At 65.5% G+C, this 16,005-nt stretch carries 12 protein-coding genes; 7 read left to right on the top strand and 5 right to left on the bottom strand.

Annotated features, from left to right (window positions below):
- The first annotated feature begins 16 nt into the window (after positions 1 to 16).
- The 4 genes from ACFWFP_RS14115 (at position 17) to ACFWFP_RS14130 (ending at position 3,489) form a co-directional block, all read left to right on the top strand.
- Complete coding sequence (locus tag ACFWFP_RS14115; protein WP_379295175.1) at positions 17 to 1,225, top strand: hypothetical protein; 1,209 nt, start codon at positions 17 to 19, stop codon at positions 1,223 to 1,225.
- A 26-nt stretch (positions 1,226 to 1,251) separates the two neighbouring features.
- Complete coding sequence (locus ACFWFP_RS14120; protein WP_379295176.1) at positions 1,252 to 2,481, top strand: hypothetical protein; 1,230 nt, start codon at positions 1,252 to 1,254, stop codon at positions 2,479 to 2,481.
- 348 nt (positions 2,482 to 2,829) lie between these two features.
- Complete coding sequence (locus ACFWFP_RS14125) at positions 2,830 to 3,153, top strand: WXG100 family type VII secretion target (protein WP_378661991.1); 324 nt, start codon at positions 2,830 to 2,832, stop codon at positions 3,151 to 3,153.
- Positions 3,154 to 3,186: 33 nt separating this feature from the next.
- Positions 3,187 to 3,489 carry a WXG100 family type VII secretion target gene (locus tag ACFWFP_RS14130; protein WP_378661988.1) on the top strand — a complete coding sequence of 101 codons (303 nt, stop codon included), beginning with the start codon at positions 3,187 to 3,189 and terminating at the stop codon, positions 3,487 to 3,489.
- A gap of 96 nt (positions 3,490 to 3,585) precedes the next feature.
- On the opposite strand, the gene ACFWFP_RS14135 is transcribed toward ACFWFP_RS14130, so the two are convergent.
- The 4 genes from ACFWFP_RS14135 to eccCa form a co-directional block, all read right to left on the bottom strand.
- Entirely contained in the window at positions 3,586 to 4,446 is an 861-nt protein-coding gene (locus ACFWFP_RS14135) for a hypothetical protein (RefSeq protein ID WP_379295177.1), read from the bottom strand.
- A 150-nt stretch (positions 4,447 to 4,596) separates the two neighbouring features.
- A complete protein-coding gene (locus ACFWFP_RS14140) occupies positions 4,597 to 5,157 on the bottom strand; it encodes a hypothetical protein (protein WP_379295178.1) in 561 nt (186 codons plus the stop codon).
- Positions 5,154 to 6,584: a type VII secretion-associated protein gene (locus ACFWFP_RS14145; RefSeq protein WP_379295179.1), complete on the bottom strand. Its 1,431-nt coding sequence runs from the start codon at positions 6,582 to 6,584 to the stop codon at positions 5,154 to 5,156. Before ACFWFP_RS14145 ends, ACFWFP_RS14140 begins: the two co-directional genes overlap by 4 nt.
- Positions 6,581 to 10,618, bottom strand: coding sequence for a type VII secretion protein EccCa (gene eccCa / locus ACFWFP_RS14150; protein WP_379295180.1), 4,038 nt, complete (start codon positions 10,616 to 10,618; stop codon positions 6,581 to 6,583). Before eccCa ends, ACFWFP_RS14145 begins: the two co-directional genes overlap by 4 nt.
- A gap of 187 nt (positions 10,619 to 10,805) precedes the next feature.
- On the opposite strand from eccCa, the gene eccD reads away from it, so the two are divergent.
- The 3 genes from eccD (at position 10,806) to ACFWFP_RS14165 (ending at position 14,517) form a co-directional block, all read left to right on the top strand.
- Complete coding sequence (gene eccD / locus ACFWFP_RS14155) at positions 10,806 to 12,272, top strand: type VII secretion integral membrane protein EccD (RefSeq protein WP_379295181.1); 1,467 nt, start codon at positions 10,806 to 10,808, stop codon at positions 12,270 to 12,272.
- A 59-nt stretch (positions 12,273 to 12,331) separates the two neighbouring features.
- Positions 12,332 to 13,687 carry a type VII secretion-associated serine protease mycosin gene (mycP, locus tag ACFWFP_RS14160; RefSeq protein WP_379295182.1) on the top strand — a complete coding sequence of 452 codons (1,356 nt, stop codon included), beginning with the start codon at positions 12,332 to 12,334 and terminating at the stop codon, positions 13,685 to 13,687.
- A 62-nt stretch (positions 13,688 to 13,749) separates the two neighbouring features.
- The gene (locus ACFWFP_RS14165) at positions 13,750 to 14,517 is read left to right on the top strand and encodes a potassium channel family protein (RefSeq protein ID WP_379295183.1); all 768 of its coding nucleotides are present in this window, start codon (positions 13,750 to 13,752) and stop codon (positions 14,515 to 14,517) included.
- On the opposite strand, the gene eccB is transcribed toward ACFWFP_RS14165, so the two are convergent.
- The gene (eccB, locus tag ACFWFP_RS14170; RefSeq protein WP_378993603.1) at positions 14,514 to 15,992 is read right to left on the bottom strand and encodes a type VII secretion protein EccB; all 1,479 of its coding nucleotides are present in this window, start codon (positions 15,990 to 15,992) and stop codon (positions 14,514 to 14,516) included. The two genes, ACFWFP_RS14165 and eccB, sit on opposite strands and share 4 nt — an antisense overlap.
- Positions 15,993 to 16,005 lie beyond the last annotated feature (13 nt).

Here is a 16,005-nt window from a genome sequence, read left to right on the forward strand (position 1 = left end):
AGCGTGCAGAACGGTATTGAGCGCAACCGTCTCTGTCGCGTGTCTGTTGGCGACAGGCTGCGGGGGCGAAGCTGGTTCGACCGGCCCGGTTGTTGCTCCAGAGTCGCAGGTCGACCTGAGTAAGCTGGAAATGGGAAACTACCCGAGCAAACCGATCCCCTTGGGAATGGCTCAAACCGACGACGAGGCCGCGCTTGCCGAAGCCCGACGCATTGCCGAGGTCATGCCTCTACCCACGGAGATCGACCCCGCCCTGAATTTCACAAACAGATTCAACCAGAGTCGTACGTTCACAGATGTATCGCACTACCCATTGTCGCGGGATCTACTGATGAGCCGCGAAGATTTCAATATTTTCGCACCTGGATTCGTATCCGGCTACTACAGCGAGGGACGAACAAATTTCAATGGAAACCTCTCGTGGACGTTGAATAATTACGCTCTTCTGTTCACTGACGCCGAGGCAGCGAAGAAGGCGGTGCCCTCCTTGGGTGCCAAGCATCAGGAAATTCTAGGGGCGAACTACGAAGGCACCCGGCTCGCACGATTTCCCGAAGCTCATGCCGTATGGACCCCACGATCTGATGCAATCTATGTATGGCATTCAGTAGGTCAATTCTTGGTACTGACTGTTGTCAGAGATAATCTCAGTGATCAAATCGGATCCGACGACCTACCCGGGATGCAAGCCAGAGCCGAAAAGGTTATCGCGGCCATGACACCAAGTTTATCGAAATTCACGCCGACTCCACGCGATAAATGGACGAGCCTGGACCGCGATGTCGATGGCATGCTCGCCATGACGGTCCCCGCGACCAACGACTCCGTAACTGACGGTGCGACGATCCCTAGTGCATATCAGAAGCACGGCGCATTGCAGGTCTCCCTGAATATCACTGAAGACCAGCGGTTATTCGATGAAACAGGCGTTGACGTGGCCGCTTTCAACGGCGGTGAATTATACCGAACCAAGAACGCAGAGTCCGCGCAACTCCTCGAGAAGCGGCGAGGCGAACGCGGACGTATGTTTGTTGCGGCACCGAGCCCACCAGGACTACCGTCTGCCAAATGTCACGAAAACCGTGAGAAATTCCGCGGAGTCAACCCACGTTTCTACTGCACCATCAGTTTCGGTAGATATGCTGCCCAGATATCCGCAAACCAGCTGACCGATGCACATCAGCGCATTTCGGCCCAGTACTCGCTGTTGGCGAACTCCAAATAATGGTCAGACGGAAGCGAGGACAGACCATGCGCAAAAATATCGCCAAAGTTGCGGTCGCAGCGATCATTTCATCGATTTTGACATCAGGCTGCGGATCGAGCGTCGGTGGAACCGCTATCGCTGGCGAAATCGATGTTCGAACCCTGGATGTAGGCAAATATCAGACGCTTCCGGTCAGCGCCTACTACCAATATAAGCACGGCTACAAGTACGGGCAGGAACTGGCAGCTATGCGCCTCGCCGACCATCTCGTACTCGGCACAGATGTTGATCCGGGCCTGAAGTACGGAGCATGGGGTTCGTTTACATCGGAAACCTTGTTGAGCGAATTCAGTGATACCGTGAAGCCAGCACTCAAAGAGCATCGGCTACTGTACGGATTCAGTACGGGGAGTACCGACAAAGAACACTTCGGACCGTTTACTCTATCGCCCGGAGATGACACTCTGGCAGATTCTCAGCGATCACTCGAACCGAAATATTTCGGAATGCGCGTAATGCAGTTCCCCAACGAGGATGCAGCCAAGCGCGCGGCCGAATCGATCGAGGTCCTCGACTTCCAGGTAGCCGCTGACCAGAATCAGAAGCTGGCCATTGACAAGTACTCGGCAGCCCACGCGCACTGGCGCCCCGGAGTGCCGAGCATGGCCGTGAATATCGCGCGAGGCAGCTACGTCGTGAGCCTGCAGGTGGGTCTGCCATCAGCCGATCTGCCGCAAATGAAAGATCTCGCCAGTCGAGTCCTGGATGCCCAGTTGCCAAGGCTCGATAAGCTGCCAGCACTCACGGCGATGGAAATACTGATGCTCGACCACGATCCCGCCCATGTGCTGGAACGCGCGTTGAACCGCGAACAGTTGGGCGGACCAGAAGATACGCGGTCGGCATCATACGGCCTCCAGGGCTTCCTCCAGATACAACGCGCGGAGCAGGAACACCGGGGGCTGTACGAGGAGACCGGCGTCGACCACATCGGGATCGGATGGGACGCAACCGTTTTCCAGGCTCGCGACGCTTCGGCTGCGGAAAAGTTCCAGGCCGGGATGTTCGAGGGCCCACGATTCGGCCCGGCGAACTCGCCTGCCGCGGTGCCCGCTACCAACTGCATCGAGAACAAGGTCACCTCCAGTGACATCAAGCGGTTCTCCTGCTCAGTGCGTTACCGGCAGTACGTCGGGGTCGTCAGTAGCCACCAGATCAACGACGCACACCAGCGATCGGCTGCGCAGTACGCCGTCTTCGCCAACGCCCAGTAGCCGACGTTGCACATGCTCCGGTCCAACAACGGCTGCGGGAGTGGGGTGTGCAGACAGCGTCGCGATCGGTATGGTGATACGCGAAGTGCCGCTGGCCTTGTGACTCGGGCTGTGGCAGGGGAAGGAGGGGGAAAGATTCGCGGACATGTAGGCGTCGTGTCGCACGGCGACCACGGAGCCATGAATCCGCAGGTACAGCAGGGTGGACATCGACGTCATCCCGGGGGCCGAAAAAAATCTCGGAAGATGTGGGAACCGATCCACCCTGGCTCGCGTCCAATCATATGAACGGGTCGACCGGAGCAGTTGCTCCCGACTCCCAGCACAGCAAATCGGAAGGAAGACACCATGGCGGGTCAGCTCAGTGCCAGTGCAACCGAAATTGATAATTTCGTGAAGACCTCCGAGTCCAAGCACCAGGATCTGCTTACCGCGATCCAGGCGCTGAAGACGCTGGAGGACCAGACCACCGCAACGTGGAGTGGTGGCGCCCGCGCGGCGTTCGACTCCTTCATGGAGCGCTACTACTTCCAGGCTGACAAGCTCAACGACAAGCTCCTCGAGACCTGCGAGAACCTGCGCAACGCTGGTAAGTCGTACGACGAGCAGGACCACGACTTCGCCTCGCAGGTGAAGGCCCAGGTCAGCTCGCTCGACCTCCCCGCTCTCTGATCCGACCCCACCACACTTAGTAAGGAGCCATCGATGGCAGGCAACGACGTCACGCGGATTTCCGCTAACTTCGGCGAGGTCGAGGCCGGTGCTCAGCGCATCGTCCAGGATGCCCGCGGCATCATGACCATGCTGGAAGACTTCCACAAGCAGGTCACCGACTTCGTCACAAACAACTGGGCTGGTGACGCGAACGATGCGTTCACTCAGCTGCAGGCGCAGTGGAACACCCACGTGCAGCAGCTCAACACCACCCTCGAAGGCGCGGGCACGCTGGTCCAGACCGGCAACTCGGACCTCAAGGGCACCGACACCGCCCTCGCGGGTCTGTTCTGATCGCAGCACCATAAATCAGGCCCCGGCTCACAGCCGGGGCCTGATTTTGTTTCACGACAACCGCTCTCCCGCGGTGGGCGCACCGAGTGAGCTGTCCTAGAACCCAGCGCGCTCGAGATATTTCAACGCGGCGTCTTTGTCCTTGAACCCTGACATCACCGTGTACAGCTTCGTCGCCGTGTTGAAGGTTTCCACGGTGGCCCCACCACCCGGGATCGTGTCATCGATGCGAAACTTCTTCTCTCCCTTGTCTATCAGCCATTCCGGGTGCTGACTGCTCCACTGACGAAGCAGCTTGTCCGGGTTGGTGTCGATCCAGGCGATCGGGTATCGGTCGATGTCGACGGCTGTTCTCAGGAGTCCTACCGTCAGGCTGTTCTTGGCCGGCACCGTGAAGACCACTCGCACCGCGTACGGGTCGTTGCCGATCGGGGCCTTCTCGGTGATGTTGTTGACGGCGACGACTTCGCGTAGAGGCGCGGGCAACGCTTCGAGGACGATCTTGGCGTCGGCCGAAACAGGTTGTGGGGCCGCTTTGGTCGTCGTCGGTGCGGGCTTGGAGGTGCTCTTCGCAGAGGTGGGCGCCGAGGGCGCTTCCTGGAACGACGATGGGGGCGCTGCGACCGTTCCCGCTTCGTCGCCTCCGCCGGCGACAACGACAACCCCGACCACCAGCACACCGATGACAACAACAGCCCCGCCGACCAGCACAAGGGGCGACTTCCACCACGGGTTCTGCTGCGGCGGTTGGGGCCATCCCTGCTGTGGCTGACCCCAACCTTGTTGTGGGTGGGGCTGACCACCCTGCTGAGGATGCGGCTGCGAGCCGTAATGCGGCGACTGCGGCGGCGCGTATGGCTGATGACCGGCATACTGCTGCGGCGCACCCTGACCGGGCGCCCAACCCGGACCTTGCTGCGGCGGTGGATAAGTCATTGATTTCCCCTCCCTGTTCACAGGCCGAACGCGATACGCAAGCGACCCGCTGCGAGCGTACTTGTGCACGCCGTCGAACCCGAATCGAGCCGATCGGCCCTTGCTCAATCGGTACGCGGCTGTTGTTGAGCCGGTCTCGCGAGCTGGCCGGGCGACCTGGTCGTGAAATGACTACTGCCCGCTGATTCGCACACCGCTCAGGATCGTGTCCAGGTCTGGGCGGTAGCGGGAGACGTTGGCGATGGGGGTTTGGGTGGTTATCTGGATGGGGTAGAACCTGTCGCCCACCGGGTAGGCGAACTCCAGGTAGTCGTGGTGGGTGTTGGTGGTGGTTCCGGTGGTGAGGTGGGCGGAGTTGCCGCAGATCTGGACCTCTTCGGAACGTGTTGGTTGCCAGTCGGATTCGTGGGGGCGCAGGATCTGGAGGGTGTTGCTCGCGGCGTCGGCGGTGTTCGCGGGGCTGAAGGTGGTGACGGTGACCGTGGCCGTGCCGAACGGTGGGTCGGCGCCTTCGATGGTCTCGAAACGGTGGAGGACGAGACCGCCACCTTCGACCGGCCGGGTCGACCAGCCAGGGGGTTGCGGGGCATGGATGGTGAAGCCGACCGGGTTGGCCGTGATGGCCGAAGGGACGTCGGCCGGGCACGTGGGCGCGTTCGAGGTCGACAGGTCGGCCGGTGTACAGGCCAGCGTGCAGGACGCCAGGAGTGCGGTGAAGAGGATGCGGCTCACGGCCCGACGTGGACGCCTCCGACGACCTGTTCGCAGGCGGACATCACACCGGCCCAACCATTTTCGGCGTACTGGCAGCCGATGCTGACCTGGACTCCGCGTTCGACGAGGACCTGCCAGCGCACCGTTGACCCGTCGGCAGGACGCTCTTCGTAGGAGAGTCCGGGGCGGCCGGCGAAGACTACGTCTCGGCGCACGGCGGTGACGGTGCCCGCGGGCTTTTTGGCGATCTGGGCGCTGAGGTCGGCGGCGATTTCGTCGTAGCCGGCACCGGGGGTGACCGGTTTCTGGGTGATGGTGATGCGGTGGCGGGCGGCGACGTCGGGGACGAGGTCGGCGCGCATATCGGTGGCCGTGGTGCGGTGCCAGCCCGCGGGGATCTCTACGACGACTCGGCCGACTGTCGCGGTGGTGGGTTGCGGCTTCGGCTTCGCCGACGTGGGCTGGGGCGCAACGCTCGTCACCGCGGGAGCCGAGGTGGTCGCGACGGCGGCGGTGGCCTGTTGGTCACCGGATCCGAACAGGAAGAAGCCACCGATCGCCGCCGCGGCGACAACAGCGACGAGAGCCGCGGCGCCGATGTAGAGCGGGCGGCGGTCGACCGGGTTGGTCGCCGCGGCGCGTTCGCGCAGAGGCTGCATCCACTCGGCCGCGGGCGGGATGTTCGGCGTGTAGGCCGGGGCCTTCTGCGTAGGCCGCGCCAGGTCGGTTCCGGTCAGTGAGCTGACGGGAACATCCGCGCCGCACACACTTTCGACCGCGGCGGCGACCGCGGCCAGGACCGCCGGATCAGTGGCGCCGAACACCTGGACGACGTCGGCGGGGCGATCGGCGAGCAGGCGGCCCAGCAGGGCCGTGAGATGGCCGAAGCCTTCCTCGTCGGCGAGTTCCGAGGCCGCCAGGTTCGGTTCTACCTCGACCGCCTCGACATGGGTGCCGTAGGTGTCGTAGGTGACCGACGAGGCCGCGGTCGACAGCATGCCGAACTCGATGATCGCGGTGCGGCGGCTGCGACTGGCGGTGACATCGACGGCCGACGCCCGCAGGGCACAGGTCTCGAACACGACCTCGTGGGTGAATTGCTGTGTCGCGGTGCCGAACAGGTCGAGTTCGGGCTGCCCCCACGAGGTGGGGTGCACGACGACGATCCGCTCACACAGCGGCGTCACCCGCAGAGTGTCCATGATCGCCGCGAGCAGCGCGGACAGGGCTTGGCCGACCGTCGGCATCCGAGGTGGCAACGCGAGCACACCACCGGTCAGGTACTGCACCACCGACACAGCCTGGGTGGGCGGGGTCAGCGGCTCACCGACGACGAGATCGGAACCGTTGCTGCCCAACACCACCGACGGCGCGACATCCCAGTGGGTGGTGGCGCCACGCGCCCACACTTTGGCTTCGCTGACTACGAGCTCGACGACGGTCATTCCGGTTGCGGCATCCAGGCGGTCTGGACCAGGCCCTCGGTATTACGCGTGACGAAGGTGCCACGCCCGGCGGGCTTGGGGCCGGGACGGGTGGTTCCGACCATGACGCCTTCATCTTTGCTGCAGCTCATCACCAGTGCGGCCGAACCGAGGTCCTTCATCCGCGCCAGCGTCGCCTCGTACATGGCGCGGCTGGCGCCACCGGAGCGGCGAGCGATGATCAGGTGGAAACCGAGGTCGCGAGCGTGCGGCAGATGTTCGACGAGCGCCGAGACCGGGTTACCCGACGAGGTGGCGACCAGGTCGTAGTCGTCGACGAGCACATACAGCTCGGGACCGGTCCACCACGAACGCTCACGCAGCTGCTGCGGCGTCACCTCGGGACCGGGGGTCCGCTTGGCGACATACGCCGCGAGGTCGGCCATGTTCTGGGTGAATTGCGGTGCGGTGGAACCGTATCCGGCCTGGTAACCCTCGGGAATGATGCCCAGCATCGAGCGGCGGTAGTCGCCGACGATGAACCGCGCCTCGTTGGGGGTGTTCGACGCGGCGATACCCTCGATGATCGAGCGCAACAGCGTGGTCTTCCCGGACTCGGAGTCGCCGATGATGATGAAGTGCGGGCTTTCCGCGAAATCGATGTAGATCGGAGCGAGCTCGGCCTCGTTGATACCGATCGGGATTCGCAGGCACTTGGTCGCCGGATCGACGCGCGAGGGCCAGTTGCCCGCCAGATACAGCAGCTGTTCGCGGGGCAGCTGATCGGGCAGCATGCGGACCTGCGGTGCGGGACGGCCCGGCGTCATCCGGGCGATCGTCTCGACCGCCGACGACACCGCTTGGCCCAGGTTGGACGGATCGGAGGAGCCGTCGATCCGCGGCAGCGCGGTGAGCATGTGCAGGCACTCGGCGGTCATACCGCGACCGGGGCGACCCTGCGGAACCAGCGACGCGAACTTGCGGCCGAGGTCGGAATCCATCGGATCGCCGAGGCGCAGCTCGATGCGGGTGCCGATCTGATCCTTCAGGGCGGGGCGAGCTTCCGCCCAGCGAGCGAGCGCGATCACCACGTGCACGCCGTACGAAAGACCCTGCACCGCGAGGTTCATGATGACCTGCTCGAGCGCGTCGAAGTCCTGGCGGATCGAGCCATAGCCATCGATGACCAGGAACACGTCACCGAACGGATCCTCGTGTGCGCCCTGGGCGGCGGGGCTCGATGCCGGGTCCACCGAGCGCAGGCGACGGAACTCGACCATCGACTCGATACCGAGCTGACGGAACTTCGCCTCACGCGTGCGAACGATCGTGGTCATCTCGGCGACGGTGCGCCGGACCTGGTCCTCGTCGAGGCGGCTTGCCACCGAACCGACGTGCGGCAGGCCCTGCAGGCTGGTCAGCGTGCCGCCACCGAAGTCGAGGCAGTAGAACTGCACCTGCTCGGCGGTGTGGGTCAGCGCCATCGCCATGATCATCGAGCGCAGGGCGGTCGACTTGCCCGACTGCGGACCGCCGACGATGGCGACGTTGCCTCGCGAACCCGACAGGTCGACCACGAACGGGTCGCGGCGCTGATCGTAGGGGCGGTCGACGATGCCCATGGGGGCACGCAGGGTGGCGATCGCGGCGAACTCGCCGGTGAGGATCGAGCGCGGCACGAGCTGATCCATCGTCGGCGCTTCGTCGAGCGGTGGCAACCAGATCTCGTGGGCGGGCCTGCCGTGGCCCGCGATGCGCGAGACCAGCATGTTCAGGTTCGACATCTGCTCGTTCTCATCGCCGACCGGCTCCGGCTCGAACTCGGCCTCCACCGGCAGCGGAACCCGATCGGCGGCGCGGAAGCCGACGTGGGTCGCCGCGAAAGGACGGGCGTGGACGTCGATCTCGCCGCCGACGATGCCGGCGCTGGTGACCTCACGCGCCGAACCTCCACCGACATACGCGCCCGACACGTACGAGGCCTGGAAGCGCTGGATCTCACCGGAGTCGGACTTCAGGTAACCGCCACCGGGGGTACTCGGCAGGTTGTAGGCGTCGGGGACGCCGAGGACCTGACGGGACTCGTTGGCGGAGAAGGTCTTCAGACCGATGCGGTAGGACAGGTGCGATTCCAGGCCCTTGAGCTTGCCTTCTTCCAGACGCTGCGAGGCGAGCAGGAGGTGGACCTGCAGCGAGCGACCGAGGCGGCCGATCATCACGAACAGTTCCGCGAAGTCGGGGTGCTGGGTGAGCAGTTCGGAGAACTCGTCGAGCACGACGAACAGCGCGGGCAGCGGGTCCAGGTCGGCGCCCGCCGCGCGGGCCTTCTCGTATTCGGAGACGTTGGCGAAGTTGCCCGCCTGCCGCAGGACTTCCTGGCGGCGGTTCATCTCGCCCGCCAGCGCGTCCTTCATACGGTCGACGAGGTCGGCTTCGTCCTCGAGGTTGGTGATGACCGCGGCGACGTGCGGAACGCCGTCGAGACCGAGGAACGTCGCACCACCCTTGAAGTCGACGAGGACCAGGTTGAGCTGGTCGGGCGAGTGGGTGGCGAGCAGGCTGAGCACCAGGGTGCGCAGGAATTCCGACTTACCGGAACCGGTCGCGCCGATGCACAGGCCGTGCGGGCCCATACCGTTCTCGGCGGCTTCCTTGATGTCGAGTTCCACCGGGGCACCGTCGGCGCCGATGCCGAACGGCACGCGCAGTCGCTCGCGGCCGTAGCGGGGACGCCAGGCGCTGGCCGGGTTGAAGTTGCCGATATCGCCCAGACTCATCAGCTGCGACCAGGTGGAGATCGTCTCGGTGTCGTCGGTTTCCACATCGCTGCTGCGCTGGGTCGCGGCGCGGTAGGGCGCGAGCCTGCGGGCGAGCTGCTGGGCCTGCTCGGCGCTGACCCGGTCGATGGTGGCGAAGCGTTCCTGGTTGCCGGTGGCGCCGCGGCCGAGGCACTCGCCGTCTTCGACGACCATCTTGATGCCACGCGAAACAGCAAGGCGCGGTGCGTAATTGCACAGGTCGATGATGGTGACGCCCTCGTACCCGGACTCGCGCAGCTGGTCGTCCTCGGCCTCGAGCAGGCCACCGTCGACGACGATCACCACATGCACCATGTTCGGGTTGTTCGGCTGGTTACGCGAGTACCGGACCCGGTTGCCGAGCAGGGGATGCAGGCCGCTCATCGCCTCGCGGATGGAGCCGTAGAACATGCGCTGGCTGCCGATGCCGTCCTGGGAATCGGGGTGCTGGGTGTGCGGGAGCCACTTGGTCCACTCCCACTCACGGGCGGTGTCCGGGCCACAGACCACGGCGACGAGCACCTGGTCGGGCGCCTGGAACATGCACAGCTGCAACAACATCGCGCGCGTCATGTCGCGGGCCTGGGCGCGGTCGCCGTCGAGGGCGACGGTGCCGAAGCCCTTCACCGCGATGGCGGTGGGCAGATCGGGAACCGTGGAATGCGCGCGCACGAAACGGCGCAGCGACACCGCGGCGATGGGCTCGAGCTCTTCGACGGGGCCGGTTTCGGGGGCCACCAGCCTGGTCGCCAGGCGCTGGCCACCGAGGCCGATGCGCGCGTGGCAGAAATCCTTGTCGCCGGAGCGGCGCTCCCACATCCGGCTGGTACCCGCGAGCATCCAGATCAGGCCGGGCTCGGGGTGGCTCCACTCGACGGCGGCGCGCTGCTGCTTGGCGGTCTCGTCGACATCTTTGCGGACCTGATCGAGGTAGCGCAGGTAATCCTTGCGGTCCTCGTTGGCTTCGGCGGCCTTGGCGCCCTTGCCACCACCCTGTCCGAACATGGTGACCATCGACATGATCATCATCATCGGGAACATCATCGACATCGGGTTGGACAGCATGCCGCTGCCCTGGGTGAACATCAGCGCCATCATGCCGACCATGCCGACCACCATCACGACGGGCATCAGCTTCATCAGCAGGCTGCCCGGGGTGATCCGCGGGATCTCCGGCGGCGGCTGCAACGTGACCTCGCCACCGGGTGTACGCGGCATCTCGCGCCGGGCACGGCGCTGGAACCTGACGGTGCTCATGGTCGAAGACTCCCCCTGCTTGACTACTCGCTCATCTGTCGTCGCGACGGGCTCAGTGTAGAGGTCGCGGCCGACATGTCGTATGGTTCGTCAGGCATTCTGCTGTCCGAACGGTGGGTTCCGCAAACTGTCGACCGTTAAGAGCGGTCGAGCGGAAACACGAGGTAGAGACGGAACTGGGGGAGTTTTGACGCACGCGCGACTCGATCATGTGGAAGAGGACTCCGCGCGCGGCATCGTGCGCGCGCCGGACCTTGCCCGAGTAACCATCCTGGCCAAGCACACGCAGGTAGACATGGCTATTCCGGTCGATGTGCCGGTCGCCCTCGTCATCCCCAGCGTGGTCGACATGGTCGCGCAGCACAGCCGCTCGAATGATTTCGACAACGACGGCGAACGCTACGAACCCGCCGAATGGGTGCTCGCCCGCATCGGCCACCCCCCGTTCTCGAACTCGTTGAGCCTCGGCGAACAAGGCGTCCGCGACGGCGAACTGCTCATGCTGGAGAGCGCCTCACACGCGGCGCCGACGCCCCTGTTCGACGACATCATGTACAACGTCGCGGTCGCCGACGCCGAGCACTACCGCAGCTGGACGCCGAAGACCGCCCGCGTCACCGGTTCGGTGCTCGCCGCGCTCACCATGCTGGTCGGCTGCTTCGGCCTGCTGGCCGCGCCGGATGCGTTGCCGTTCTGGGTTTCCGGGTCGCTCGCGCTGTTCGTCGCGATCCTCTGCGTGGTGGCGGGCACGGTGCTGAGCCGCATGTACCGCGACGCCTCGGCCGCACTCGTGCTGGCCGGCTGCGCGCTGCCGACCGCGTTCACCGGCGGCATGCTGCTGGTCCCCGATCACTACGGCGCGGCACATCTGCTGCTCGGATTCGCGCTGCTCGGTTCCATCGCGGTACTCGCTTGGCGAGTCACCGGCATCGGCCTCGCGCTGTTCATCGGTACCGCCACCGTCTCGGTGTTCGGTGTGCCCGCCGCCCTGGTGGGACTGCTCACCGATCAGCCGGTCAAGGCGATCGGCGCGGCCGTCGCCGCGCTCGGTTTGGCGGGACTCTCACTCGCGCCGCGTGTTTCGATGCTGCTGGCCAAGCTGCCGTTGCCGCCGGTCCCCTCCCCCGGCACCCCGATCGATCCGACCGAGGACGACCCGGACGACCACCGCGCCCTGCCGACCCTCGACGCCCTGCGCGCGCGGTCGGAGCGGGCCCGTAACTACCTCGCCGGTCTGGTCAGCGCGACCACGCTGGTCACCGTCGCCGGCGCGCTGCTGGCGACCGACGCCGGCTCCGAAGATCCCTACTGGCCCGGTATCTCGCTCGCGCTGGTGTGCGCGGTGGTGCTGATGTTCCGCAGCCGCACCTACGCGGGCGCCGAACAGGCCATCGTGTTGATCGCGGGTGGCTCGGGGATCGTCCTGATCATGCTGGTCGGCGTCGCGCTCGAAATGCGCCAGCCCCTGGTCGTTTTCGGTGCCGCGCTGGTGATCCTGATCTCGGCGCTGGTGATGGGCCTGATCGTGCCGAACCAGTCCGCGACGCCGCCGATGCGCCGGGCCGTCGAGCTGCTCGAGTACGCGTTCGTCGCCGCGGTGCTGCCGCTGGTGTTCTGGGTCGCCGATCTCTACTCGCTGGTTCGCGGGCTGTGAGGCTCGGCCTTCGACTGACGGCCGTTGCTCTGGTCGTCGGTCTGAATGCCGGATTCGGTGTGAGCGGAACGGCTTTCGCTGATCGGCCGCCCGCGATCGACCCCGGGATGTTGCCCGCGGGAGATCCCGCCGCGCCGCCGGACAAGACCGAGCGGGGCAGTGGGACCAACGGACTGTGCTTCCGTACCCAGGCGAGTACCTCGCTGGCGGTGATTCCGCCCAGTCAGCGCTCGCTCGATCTGGAGCGGGCCTGGCAATTCTCGCGTGGCGCAGGACAACTCGTCGCGGTGATCGACACCGGCGTGGAACCGCATCCCCGCCTGCCCGATCTGTGGGCCGGTGGCGACTACGTGGCCGCCGGTGGCAACGGCACCGAGGACTGCGATGTGCACGGCACCGTGGTGGCCGGAATCATCGGCGCGACCAAGATCGACAACCAGGGCTTCTCCGGTGTCGCGCCCGAAGCCCGCATCCTCAGCATTCGCCAGACCAGCTCGCTGTATCAGTCCGAGGGCGCAGGGCGGAACAAAGGACCCGACGACTTCCCCGAGGGCTACGGCAAGGTCTCCTCGCTGGCGAGCGCGATCCGGCGGGCCGCCGATTTCGGTGCTGGTGTGATCAATATCTCGCTGGTCGCCTGCAACAGCGGCTCCCCGGCCGGCGAGGCGGCGTTCCGCGCCCTCGGTGCGGCCGTGCAGTACGCGGCGGTCGAGAAGGACGCGGTGATCGTCAGCTCGGCGGGTAACTCCGACAACGCTTGCAAGTCAGGCAATCCCGGGCCCGACCCGCTCAAGCCCGCGCAAGATCTGTGGAGCACGATCCGCACCTATGTGAACCCCGCCTGGTACGACGAGTACGTGCTCTCGGTCGGTTCGATCGGCGCCAACGGCGCACCCTCGTCGTTCTCCGTGCCCGGCCCGTGGGTCGGCATCGCCGCGCCCGGCGAAGGCATCACCTCGCTCGACGCCAGGACCACCGGCATCTCCGACGGCAAGTACGACAACCAGGGCAAGTACATGGCTTACAGCGGAACGAGTTTCGCTTCGCCCTATGTCGCCGGTGTCGCCGCGCTGGTACGCGACAGGTTCCCCGATCTGACCGCCAAGCAGGTCATTCAGCGGCTGCAGGCCACGGCCCACGCACCGGCCGAGGGCTGGAATCCCTACATCGGTTACGGCGCGGTCGACCCCGTCGCCGCGCTCACCAACGAAGTGCCCAGGGAACTTCCGCCGAAGCAGGCCAGCCCGGCGCGCAGTCTGCAGCTCGCCGTGCCCGCACCGCCGCCGCCCGCGGACAACACCGCGCGCAACGTGGCCCTGATCGGTTCCGGTGCCATCGGCCTGATCCTGGTCCTCGGCGTACTGGCGTCGTTCCCGATCCGGCGCAAATTCGGGATGTCGGCCGACGATCTCTGACCTGCCCGACCAAAGAGCAGGGTACGGTCGGCGGGCCAGAGCCCGTCGACCCAGGTAGCCGCATGATCTCGTCAACGACCGACCGTCCACTCACTCGCCGGCAGCGGTGGGAGCGCGCGACCAATCTGCCGTTGATGGTGCTGGCGGTGGTGTTCGTCATCATGTACGCGTGGCGGGTGCTCGACACCGATGTGTCACCGCGGCTCGACACCGGTCTCGTGCTGGCCGATATCGCGATCTGGGCGGTGTTCTTCGTCGATTTCGTGGTCAGGTCCTGGCTCTCGGGCGACCGGTTGCGCTTCATCCGCAAGCATCCACTCGACCTGCTGGTCGTGCTCGTGCCGCCGTTTCGCCCGCTGCGCCTGCTCCGTGCGTCCCTGCTGCTGCTCGACGCCCTCAACCGCGCGACGCACCCGCGTACCCGCCTGGTGACCTTCGTGGCCACCAGTTCCATTCTGATCCTGTTGCTGTCGAGTCTGGCCTTCTTCGACGCCGAATACGGCGCACCCGATTCCAAGATCGAGACCTTCGGCGATGCCCTGTGGTGGTCGGCGGTCTCGGTGACCACCGTCGGCTACGGCGACGTCTATCCGGTGACCACCGAGGGCCGACTGGTCTCGCTGGTCCTGATGACGTTGGGCATCGGCCTGATCTCCTTCGCCATCGGCACCATGACCAGCTGGGTTGTCGAACAGCTCAAGACAGTCGATGACGCCGCCGACCGCGCCGAGAGCACGCTTCGCGAACTGGTCGACGAGGTCAAGGCCCTACGAATTGAGGTCGCCGAACTGCGCTCCGATCCCGCGAAGCCGGCGACCCCACCCGACTAATTCACCGTGGCGACAGGCTTTTTGGCGGGCGACGGATCCGGCGCGACACCGTCGTGCGCGACCATCGCCTCTTCCCGGCCCATCGTCGGCCCACCCGCGAGCAGCCCGATGATCGGCCACGGCGCCGGTTCGGCCTTGACTTCCTCCAGGCCGAGCGCCTTGACCGCGTCGGCGTTCTTGACGCCGAAGCGCACGCCGGTGTCGGCGATGTAGAACAGGCTGTCCTTGCGGCGGCTGTTCGGTTCGATGCCGGTGGACTGCACGTAGGCGCCGGAGGCCGGCGGAATGAAGACGGTGTCCGCGTTCGGGCCCGCGCCGTCGGCCTGCGCGAGGTCGACCATCTTCGCCTTGTCCGGGATCGGCAGGTCGATGCCGGTCAGCAAGGTCAGTTCGGCGCGTGCGGTCGCGTCGGTGTTATCGGTGGCGCCCGCGATCGGCTTCCACGACATGCAGCTGACCGGCTGGTCCTTGGCGGTGATCAGCGTCGGCCGATCGCGCGGGTAGTCCTGCACCTTCAACGTCTGCACGATGGTCGCGTACGTACGGTCGGTCGACTGAATGGTCGTGCCGTTCATCATCGTCGGATAGAAGTTGCGGATGATCTGGGCGGTCAGCGCCGAAATCTCCTGCAGTCCGTTCTGGAGCACCACATAGTTCTGGTTGGGCTCGTTGAACACCTGGACCACGTCACCGATCTTGTGGCCGCTCACGTTGTAAGTCGGTGTGCCGCCGGGGTTGTCGATGACCGGCGTGATCAGCGGCAGCACTTCGGGAATCGCGTTGAGCAGACCCTCGCTGATCGGACGCGGTGTCACGCCGGTGATTCCGAGTGCGTGGGTGACGGCCGGATCGTCCATCTTCACGCGGGCACGCTTGCCGTCATAGACCAGGTACACGGCGTCCTTGCCCTTCACGAGCATGGCCTTGCCCGCATCCACCTTCGATGCCTTGGCGCCGAGATTCGGATCACCGGCCAGCACCGACGTGGTCAGATCCGCTGTGCCGTCGGACTTGAGCTGATCGCACACCGTCCACGTGCGGCCCTTGCCGCCCTTGTCGTAGAGGATCGACGACGGGGCGCCCGGAATGCCGATCAGCTGACCGCGCGGCTTCTTCCCCAGCTCGGACTCCTTGACGATCGCCGCCTTGGACGCCTCACCGGCCGCCAACCGGGCCGAGGCCAGGTTCAGCGCGGGATGCACCACATTGTCGACGACTACGTAGACGCCGCCGGATTCCTTGGCGATCAGGATCTTGCTGTCGCCGATCTTGTCCTGCGGGCGCAGCAGTGCGAGCACGCCGCACCCTGCCAGGACCACGATGCCGAGCACCAGTCCGACTACGTAGGCACGGGTCTGCGCGCGCATCGGGTCGTGCAGCATGCGCACATCCCGGCGCACCAGGGCGTGCTCCATTCGCCGCACCAGGAAGCGGTATCCGCTGACCTGCCAGCGCGTTGTGGGTTTTGAAGGCATGGTTCCTCCCCCG

The sequence above is a fragment of the Nocardia sp. NPDC060249 genome (genome assembly GCF_042728755.1).
Taxonomy (GTDB): Bacteria; Actinomycetota; Actinomycetes; order Mycobacteriales; family Mycobacteriaceae; genus Nocardia.

Bases quoted from the DNA above. Each gene is read 5' to 3' on its own strand.
- ACFWFP_RS14130 (WP_378661988.1), top strand. From the start codon at position 3,187: ATGGCAGGCAACGACGTCACGCGGATTTCCGCTAACTTCGGCGAGGTC.
- ACFWFP_RS14165 (WP_379295183.1), top strand. From the start codon at position 13,750: ATGATCTCGTCAACGACCGACCGTCCACTCACTCGCCGGCAGCGGTGG.
- eccCa (WP_379295180.1), bottom strand. From the start codon at position 10,618: ATGAGCACCGTCAGGTTCCAGCGCCGTGCCCGGCGCGAGATGCCGCGT.
- ACFWFP_RS14120 (WP_379295176.1), top strand. From the start codon at position 1,252: ATGCGCAAAAATATCGCCAAAGTTGCGGTCGCAGCGATCATTTCATCG.
- eccB (WP_378993603.1), bottom strand. From the start codon at position 15,992: ATGCCTTCAAAACCCACAACGCGCTGGCAGGTCAGCGGATACCGCTTC.
- ACFWFP_RS14145 (WP_379295179.1), bottom strand. From the start codon at position 6,584: ATGACCGTCGTCGAGCTCGTAGTCAGCGAAGCCAAAGTGTGGGCGCGT.
- ACFWFP_RS14125 (WP_378661991.1), top strand. From the start codon at position 2,830: ATGGCGGGTCAGCTCAGTGCCAGTGCAACCGAAATTGATAATTTCGTG.